This is a genomic window from Candidatus Symbiopectobacterium sp., assembly GCF_020054415.1.
Taxonomy (GTDB): domain Bacteria; phylum Pseudomonadota; class Gammaproteobacteria; order Enterobacterales; family Enterobacteriaceae; genus Symbiopectobacterium.
Map to the genome: position 1 here is coordinate 1 of NZ_JAHWCO010000727.1, position 2,563 is coordinate 2,563.

The following is a 2,563-nucleotide window of genomic DNA, read 5'->3' on the forward strand; positions in this document are numbered from 1 at the left end:
GAGATTGTGGGCGGCAATATGGATTAACTGCAGGTATTTTTGTCGGGTCATCGGTGGCGTCCTTTATCGTCGTGGTTGAGGTCAGGGTTCCTTATGCGATGGGCAAAAAATAATCCTTCGGGGTTTGAAGGATTATAAAATGAATATATATTATACAATTGAATGGTTCATATGCTGATTTTTTGCTATGACTTCCTCACGAAAATTGCCCTGGCATCAATATCCTTGAACGTTTCAAATTTTTCCGCAAACACTCTGGCGGTCTGTTGACAGGCGGTTTCCGTGTCAAATTCCTGTGTATGCAGGGAGGAAAAAGCATTATCGCTATAAGGACTGGCGTATAGGGCTAAAATTAATATCCACATGGTGATGTCCTCCTCGTTAATCGGCGGGTTTATTGACATTGTGGGGCGTCAATGGCGAATTTGCCGTGATACGTTCTAGTGGCACGACATCCCAGTTAAGTACCCAGGCACCATATTGCTGTCCGCAATGGGTGCAGGCCAGGATGAGGTCAATCCCCCACTCGCCGCTTTCCGATTGTTGAGTAATCTCTGCATGGGTAGGATTCAGGTGTCGGGTTGCCTGATGGCAGCTGATGCAGGTAATACTCATAACGGGTTTTCCTTATCTAATGTGACGATGAGTTCGGCCAATATCTCGAAGGCATTTTGAAATTCACAATACGCGGCGGCAGAATGGTCTGCCTGAAGATGATGCATGGCACGGTTAAGGCGTTTTTCAATCTGACGGCGCAGATGTTTTATTTCCTGATAGCTCATGCACTGACCTCCTGCTCAAAGGGCGTAATAATGACGTCTGACGGTGGGATTGTTTTAGTGGTGCCCATGGTGAGGGCGCACATACAGGCAGCGATGAAGCTCTGGGCCTGTGGCGCATTTAGGGTGTTACCGTAGGCGCGCAGTCGTCCCACTATGTTGGTAATCCCATCAGCCAGCGGGCGTGTGCCGGGTTCAACTGGCCGCCACTTTCCATCCCGGCAGCAGAGCCAGTCAGCCTCTCGCCAGAAGCCGTGAGTCGGACAGGTGGCGTCATTGGCGACCCTCCTGTCAGACAGGCAACGTCTTGTAAATTGGACTGTCTCCCTGCGCGTTTCCGTGCTAAAACCTTCTTCCAGTCCTGATAGGCATTTTTCGTGTTGCCGGCGGTCGGTGTTGGCCAGCCCGTTAACCACACCACCCTCCCCAGTAGGGCATTGAGCGGCACATTCGGGCATTCCCTGCCATCCTTTCCGTCCCGCGTAGTGGGCGTCGGCCACCCAGTAAAGTCGTTGTCGGATGTGCGGCGCACCGAAGCCCGCAGCGCATAAATCGAGCGCTGCTGTGGTGTAGTTCTCTGCTTCCAGGTCAGTCTGTACAAGGTCGAGCCATGCGAGTCCGTCTTTGCCTGCAACCTGTTCACCAAAGATAACGCCAGGTTTGCACTGCTGGATGAGGTGGAAGAACGCGGGCCATAAGTGCCGCTCATCAGCAAACCCATTTCCCTTGCCTGCCGCGCTGAAAGGCTGGCACGGACAACTGCCTGTCCACACGGGTTTGTCATCGGTCCATCCGGCTTTTCGCAGGGCGTATGACCAGGTGCCGATACCGGCGAAGAAATGGCACTGGGTATAGTCTCGTAAATCATCAGGGTTCACCTCCTCAATGGAGCGTTCGTCAACATCGCCGGGGGCAATATGACCGGCGGCTATCAGGTTTCGCAGCCACTGCCCCACACAGGGGTCAGTGTCGTTATACCAGGCGCGCATTACTGCACCTCCTGAGCTATCAGGAAATAAAACATCTGCGACGCCAAATTGAAAGGCACATAAACCGCGCAATGCATCACCTGCGGGCAGACCATTCTGCCGCCGCGTATTGTGAATTTCAAAATGCCTTCGAGATATTGGCCGAACTCATCGTCGACTTAGATAAGGAAAACCCGTTATGAGTATTACCTGCATCAGCTGCCATCAGGCAACCCTTCACCTGAATCCTACACAGGCCGAGATCACCCAACAACCGGAAAGCGGCGAGTGGGTAATTGACCTGCTATTGGCCTGCCCACACTGCGGACAGCCGTATAGCGTCTGGGTACTTAACTGGGATGTCGTGCCACTAAGAGGTATCACGGCAAATTCGCCATAAACGCCACACACCCTCAATAAACCCGCCGATTAACGAGGAGGACATCACCATGTGGATATTAATTTTAGCCCTATACGCCAGTCCTTATAGCGATAATGCTTTTTCCTCCCTGCATACACAGGAATTTGACACGGAGACCGCCTGTCAACAGACCGCCAGAGTGTTTGCGGAAAAATTTGAAACGTTCAAGGATATGGATGCCAGGGCAATTTGCGTGAAGAAGTCATAGCGAAAAAGCGGCATTTACTGCATTCAATTGTATAATATCGATATTAATTTTATAATCCTTCAAACCCCGAAGGATTATTTTTTGCCCATCGCATAAGGAACCCTGACCTCAACCACGACGATAAAGGACGCCACCGATGACCCGACAAAAATACCTGCAGTTAATCCATATTGCCGCCCACAATCTC

6 protein-coding genes are annotated in these 2,563 nt (G+C 51.2%); 2 read left to right on the forward strand and 4 right to left on the reverse strand.

All coding sequences use genetic code 11. From position 1 onward, the window contains the following. Positions 1–185: 185 nt before the first annotated feature. The 4 genes from QZ506_RS20865 to QZ506_RS20880 are packed head-to-tail and all read right to left on the reverse strand — an operon-like array spanning position 186 to position 1,768. Positions 186–365 carry a hypothetical protein gene (locus QZ506_RS20865; RefSeq protein WP_291973638.1) on the reverse strand — a complete coding sequence of 60 codons (180 nt, stop codon included), beginning with the start codon at positions 363–365 and terminating at the stop codon, positions 186–188. 16 nt (positions 366–381) lie between these two features. Next, a complete protein-coding gene (locus tag QZ506_RS20870; protein ID WP_291973640.1) occupies positions 382–615 on the reverse strand; it encodes a hypothetical protein in 234 nt (77 codons plus the stop codon). After that, the gene (locus QZ506_RS20875) at positions 612–782 is read right to left on the reverse strand and encodes a hypothetical protein (RefSeq protein WP_290605461.1); all 171 of its coding nucleotides are present in this window, start codon (positions 780–782) and stop codon (positions 612–614) included. Before QZ506_RS20875 ends, QZ506_RS20870 begins: the two co-directional genes overlap by 4 nt. Next, complete coding sequence (locus QZ506_RS20880; protein ID WP_291973642.1) at positions 779–1,768, reverse strand: DNA cytosine methyltransferase; 990 nt, start codon at positions 1,766–1,768, stop codon at positions 779–781. Before QZ506_RS20880 ends, QZ506_RS20875 begins: the two co-directional genes overlap by 4 nt. A gap of 178 nt (positions 1,769–1,946) precedes the next feature. Here QZ506_RS20880 and QZ506_RS20885 point away from each other — a divergent pair, with 178 nt between their 5' ends. Together QZ506_RS20885 and QZ506_RS20890 are read left to right on the forward strand one after the other, a co-directional pair. Next, positions 1,947–2,147: a hypothetical protein gene (locus QZ506_RS20885; RefSeq protein ID WP_291973644.1), complete on the forward strand. Its 201-nt coding sequence runs from the start codon at positions 1,947–1,949 to the stop codon at positions 2,145–2,147. 49 nt (positions 2,148–2,196) lie between these two features. Continuing rightward, a complete protein-coding gene (locus QZ506_RS20890) occupies positions 2,197–2,376 on the forward strand; it encodes a hypothetical protein (RefSeq protein ID WP_291973647.1) in 180 nt (59 codons plus the stop codon). Positions 2,377–2,563: the final 187 nt, after the last annotated feature.